Consider the following 5,481-nt stretch of genomic DNA (forward strand, 5'->3'; position numbering starts at 1 on the left):
AGGGGCTGAAGGCGCTCGTCATCGCCAATTCGCCAGCCAACATGCACACCTGGGTTGCGGAAGCAAACCGTCTGCGCGAGGAACTGCCGCTGGATGTGCAGGACACGCTTTTGAGGCATGAGAAGTCCGGTACGATCACCGATCCTGAATACATCACCGCATCGCGGGTCTTCTACGACCGCCATGTCTGCCGCGTTTCGCCATGGCCTGCCGAAGTCGCGCGCACCTTCGCCATCATGGACGAGGACAATACCGTCTACCGCAACATGAACGGGCCGACCGAATTCCACGTCATCGGCACGATGAAGGACTGGACGATCGAAGACCGTCTGCATCTCATAGAAGCCCCTACCCTGCTGATTTCAGGCAAATACGACGAGGCCACACCGCTCGTTGTGAGGCCCTATGTCGACAAGATCAGGGGATGCGAGTGGGTGCTATTCGAAAACTCAAGTCACATGCCGCATGTCGAAGAAAAGGCGCTCTGCTTGGAAAAGGTATCTAGCTTCCTCTCGCGCTTCGATTGACGCGCAGACGATTTTTGCCGCCCACGCGCCTGATAAGGCTGCTTCGCTGCCCTCGGTCGGCGAGACACGCGGGCGATCTGGGTGCAGGTTGACGTCCACGGATCGCCTCTCAATGTGATCAACACGCACCTTGGTCCCGCAACCGGCAAGTAACAGAGCTCCTCGGCGACGACTGGATCGCAAACGTCCGATTTCAGGCCCTACCGGCGATCGTCTGCGGGGACTTGAACGCCATTCCATCGTCGCCTGCCTACAAAAGCTTGGCGACGCATTTTTGCGACGCCCAGTTGTTGGCCCAAACGAAGCCGCGGCCGACATATCCATCGCGCTACCCGCTGCTGCGCATCGATCATGTTTTCGTATCAAAGGACCTCCAGGTCGCTTCCGTGGCGATCACGGCTGATCGGCTGGCACGCCGGCGTCCGACCATTTGCCGCTTCTGGTGAGGCTGGATGTGGAACGGTAGGTTTCGGACGACGCATCTCTTGGGGACGCGGCAAGCTTTGAGCGTTAGTTCCGGCTTACGAACGGCAACGCTGCTGCTCCTTACCATCGCCGTTTGCCACGAGATCTTCAGAAATCACCTGATGCTTCCCAGCGCTTTGATCCCACATCGCATCATCTCAGACTGGAACTTTTGCAGGGAGTCGGCAGTTGGCCATTGAATACAATGCTGCGGAGGATGCTGATGCACTTCATGCGCAACATCGCTGCCATCCTGGTTCTGTTGATCTCGACGGACGCCGTAGGTCAAAGCACGAGAAAGCCGGTTTCAGAACGATGTCAGGCTCCGTCGCAACAGGAATTGCAGGAAGGTTCACCATCTCGGAGCGGCGGCGATGCAGACTTGGCCCGTTGCAATGGCGTGATCGTACCGCCGCCATCAGGCGACGAAGCGCTGGAGCGCCCGGCTCCTTCGAGCGGCACCCTGCGCGTGATCCCCCCGAGCAGGGCTCCCGGTCAGCAGCGCAGTCTGCCTGAACCGCAATAGCGTTCTGAATGGGAACATCAAGCTCGCATTGGAAAACCTTAGGAAGCCAGAGCGAGGCTCCATCCTCACAGGCAGGATTTTCAGAACCGCATCAGGCCACTCCTGACTCCGCGACACCATCATTGTGAGGGACGACCACCAGCCTTTCAAACCTGGCTGGCTGGGTTCCGCCCGTTGCACCATCTATCAGAAGCGACGACGAGTCTTCGCTGCCGGTCAATTCGTACTTGCCAGCCCCGATCGTATTCGGGATAGCGCATCAGCCCACCGCGTGTGCGAGCCTACTCGATCCTAAGGGGTACTCTGTCGATCAAGTCTATGACATACCGAACGCTGACCGGTCGCATCGACCGAAACTTTACTTGGCCGTCAGCGCCGACGAGTATGGCTTCGAATTCCTCAGGCGAAGGACCGCTACGATCCGCACGGATCTGGTCAGCACTATCGGCCGAGGCGTTGAAACTGGAGAAGAACCGCGGCCAGCAACACGCAAAAGCGCAATGTTCCGCACTGCCAGCGCTTCGTGCTGGTTGGCAAGAAATTCCTCCTGCAATTCGGGACGATCGTCAGCAGAGCCCTCGAAAAGAACAAGGACGTGGCACTCGTTGCGAAACGAGAGAAGACTTGGGCATGGGTCGTTGGACGCCGGAGACGCCCCCGATGATCTCTTTGATGAGTGATGTGAGCGTAGCCCTGTCCTACTTCCTTCCCATGTAGACAGACGAAGCTCTTCCCGCTACGGGCGCGCGAATAGTCTAGCCCTGTGATTAATCTCGATCGGCGAAAGCAGCGCGGCACGGCTGCCTGGAATTAGTGCGAAACGCGGTCTGGCTTTCCTCGCCGTTTCGTCGACGCGAACTCCTCGAGTTGCTTCTCGCTCATGGAGTCCACCATTTCCTTGGATGCCCCTTTGAGCCTGTTCTTTGGTGTTTGACCACGCTTTGCCGAAAGGGCGGCACCAGCTGCTTTCTGCTGAGCTTTGGATTTTGCGGGCATTTTTCTTCTCCTTTGTCTCAAGCAAACTAACTGTCGGCCGGGGACAAAGTTCCTGCTTCTGACGCCACCGCGTCGAATGACGTTGCAGATTGCGCATGGGACCGATTTCGATGCGCGAATTGAGGTCTTGTCGAAGATCGTCGACGTTCAGCGTGGAACCGCAAACTCGAAACTCGCATTTATAGAACGTCCTTTCCAGGGAGCACTATGAGAGGCGAATGCGGGCCATGAAACGCTTAGGGCGACTTCAGTTTTTACGCTTGGAAGGCCGCATTCCAATCGAGGTCGTGCTGGCTTTCGGCAGGACCGGCGGGTTCTTCACGAGGCGCAAAAGCAAGTTCCGTTTTCTCTTGCGCTGGACAAGATCAACATCACTGACAAGCTTTGCGCCGCCCTCGCGCCGCTCCAACGTGATTTTGCGGCTATGGAAGGCTTCGAGCTCGGCTCGATGCGCTACGCTTATGATGGTGACCTTCGGCAATTCGTGGATCACCATCTCCATCATCTTGTCCTGGCTCTTCTCGTCGAGTGCTGACGTTGCTTCATCCAGCACAATGATATCAGGATTGTGTAGCAGCAGACGCGCAAACGCGAGCCGCTGCTTTTCGCCACCTGACAGCGTCTGGTCCCAAGGCGCGTCCTCCTCGATCTTGTCGATCAGATAATCGAGCCCCACCTTGTCGAGGGCCGCCTTGATCTTGTCCAAGGTCCAACTATCGGCGGCGCCGGGATAAGCGACGGCACGGCGGAGCGTCCCGGCAGGGATGTAAGGCCGTTGCGGCAGCATGAAGAGTTGCATGTCGGCGTGGAAATTGACGCTGCCGTCACCCCACGGCCAGAGACCTGCGATGGCCCGCACCAGGGTGCTCTTGCCCGAACCGGATTCACCGGCCACGAGCACCCGCTCACTTGGTTCGATCTCGACCTGGGTTTCCTTGACCACGGCGGTGCCGTCGTCAAGCGACACGGAGAGATCGCTTAGACTGAGCATCACATCGCCTTCCGTTTCACCGCGCTTGATGCGTCCCAAGTCGTTGCTCTGTTCCGCGCGCTCAAGCCCGTCGAGTGACATCATCAACGAGGCAATGCGCCGTGCACAGGCATTCCAATCGGCGAGACGAGGATAATTGTCGACCAGCCATCCGAATGCGCTCTGAACGATGGCAAAGGCGGAGGCGGCCTGCATCACCTGTCCAAGCGTCATGCTGCCTTCGAGAAACTTTGGAGCGCAAAGCAAGACGGGCACGACAGGCGCGAACAGGCTCGATCCCTGCGACACAAGCGTCGTTCGCATGTGCTGGCGTGCAAGGAGCGCCCATTGCCTGAGCACATTGGTAAAGGTCTTATCGAGGTCGCTACGCTCTTCCTCCTCACCGCCAAGCAGTGCAATACTCTCGCCGTTTTCCCGGACATGCGTCAGCGTATAGCGAAATTCGGCTTCCGCCTGATTTTTGACCTCGGAGACGTGGACGAAATTGCGGCCGATGACCGCCATCGAGCTGGACGTGATCGCGGCGTAGAGTACTGCAGTGATGACGAGGAAGCCGGGAATGGTAACGGTCGAGCCTGCGATTGTCAGATGCATGGCTCCGCCGATCGTCCAGAGCACCACGATGAAGGTCGAAGCCGACAGGAATGCGGAGATGACGCCGGCGATGAAATCGACGGGTGCTTCGGTGGCAATCCGCAAATCCTCCGAAATGCGCGCTTCGGGGTTCTTGTGGTCGCCGCCGATGAGGTTCAACTGATAGTAACGACCGTTTGCGAGCCAGCGCGCGATCACTGCGGTCGTGAGCCAGGAACGCCAGCGGCGCTGAATCATCATGCGAAGGGCGACCTGTGCAGTGACGAGGATGATGGTTCCGAGCACGAGTGGCAGGAATACGACGCTCAGGAGATATACGGTGCGGCCATTGTGCTGCTCGAGGGCGTCAAAGATTGCGCGATTCCAGAGATTGATTCCATACTGGAAGCCGACATTGACGACGATCAGCGTCAATAGCCCGAGTGAACACGGCCACGCGAAGCTGTCGCCTCCGCGGCCCCAATAGCCGCGCGCGCTGATCCAGAAGCGCGTCAACAAATATCTCTTGCGCGCCTGCTCCGCCTCCTCAGCCGTCAACTCCGGATCGGGCTCCACGACATTTGGCGGCGGTGCAACTTCGACAGTTGATGCTTTCTCGGGACGGTCTGGTTTGGCGCCGCCGATCGATCTCGGATTGAATTTAGCGTCGATCATAACCGTGACAACGGCTTAAAAAACAAAAGGTTTCATGATGTCGCTGCCCGCATCGGGAGCGCCGTTTCATCGCGGCAACGCATGCGGATTTCGTGGAGAAGCTCGAAGGCGGCGAGATCGACACAGAGCCAAAACGCAAAGAGCTCCTCGAGCGTTGCGGTGAAGAGCTTGAGGCAAAGACCCGGAATGGGCAGAATTTGCAAAGAAGGGTTGGTTGCGGGGGCCTGAGCCCGCAGAGACTTGTTTTTTCTCACCTCAATGTCAATCGTACCGGGGGCTCCACGGTTTCATGTGCTAGGAGCAAACATTCGGGATGCCAACGCCGAAGGTGCGAATGGGTTTCTTGAACGAGCGCATAGGCCTTGGCCTTTCAGGCCGCGATCGGGTTGGTGGGACCATAAAATTTTGGGTGGCTATAGCTAAAATGCCGTCGGATTTATTCACCTGCTATTTTCGCCGAATCCGTCAAATATAGCGACCACTGCCATAGCTCCGTTTAACCGATGACCCTGCAATTTCGATTTCGCCCAGCCGCCATCGTCGCCAAACGCAACAATGGAAAATGTCAACAAAATCTGCGAGCGGATCCGCGCTCGGGTATACGAAACCACCTTCATAGCCGGACAAGAGCGGCAGATATCGGTGACGGTGCGGTTTGGCGGCACCAGGGTCGGGGACCAATCCGCCTTCCAGGTACTCAGCGAGGCTGCCAACAGCGCGGCCCTCGC

5 protein-coding genes and 1 pseudogene are annotated in these 5,481 nt (G+C 57.9%); 2 read left to right on the top strand and 4 right to left on the bottom strand.

Going from position 1 to position 5,481, the window contains the following annotated elements; all coding sequences use genetic code 11:
* Positions 1-527, top strand: a pseudogene (locus PMI09_RS32395) (proline iminopeptidase-family hydrolase); the annotation flags it as partial.
* 176 nt (positions 528-703) lie between these two features.
* Positions 704-973 carry an endonuclease/exonuclease/phosphatase family protein gene (locus tag PMI09_RS32400; protein WP_244423824.1) on the top strand — a complete coding sequence of 90 codons (270 nt, stop codon included), beginning with the start codon at positions 704-706 and terminating at the stop codon, positions 971-973.
* 826 nt (positions 974-1,799) lie between these two features.
* Here PMI09_RS32400 and PMI09_RS32680 read toward each other — a convergent pair.
* From PMI09_RS32680 to PMI09_RS31870, 4 genes are all read right to left on the bottom strand, one after another.
* Complete coding sequence (locus PMI09_RS32680; protein ID WP_338009975.1) at positions 1,800-2,072, bottom strand: DUF4174 domain-containing protein; 273 nt, start codon at positions 2,070-2,072, stop codon at positions 1,800-1,802.
* 256 nt (positions 2,073-2,328) lie between these two features.
* A complete protein-coding gene (locus tag PMI09_RS25715; protein ID WP_007801332.1) occupies positions 2,329-2,514 on the bottom strand; it encodes a DUF3008 family protein in 186 nt (61 codons plus the stop codon).
* A 247-nt stretch (positions 2,515-2,761) separates the two neighbouring features.
* On the bottom strand, positions 2,762-4,753 hold the full coding sequence (locus PMI09_RS25720; protein WP_007801333.1) for an ABC transporter ATP-binding protein/permease: 1,992 nt from the start codon (positions 4,751-4,753) through the stop codon (positions 2,762-2,764).
* A gap of 440 nt (positions 4,754-5,193) precedes the next feature.
* Positions 5,194-5,481 (bottom strand): hypothetical protein (locus PMI09_RS31870; protein ID WP_210160823.1); only part of this gene is annotated, 288 nt, incomplete at its 5' end.

The organism is Rhizobium sp. CF122, from assembly GCF_000282035.1.
Classification (GTDB): domain Bacteria; phylum Pseudomonadota; class Alphaproteobacteria; order Rhizobiales; family Rhizobiaceae; genus Rhizobium.

Bases quoted from the DNA above. Each gene is read 5' to 3' on its own strand.
- PMI09_RS25715 (WP_007801332.1), bottom strand. From the start codon at position 2,514: ATGCCCGCAAAATCCAAAGCTCAGCAGAAAGCAGCTGGTGCCGCCCTT.
- PMI09_RS25720 (WP_007801333.1), bottom strand. From the start codon at position 4,753: ATGATCGACGCTAAATTCAATCCGAGATCGATCGGCGGCGCCAAACCA.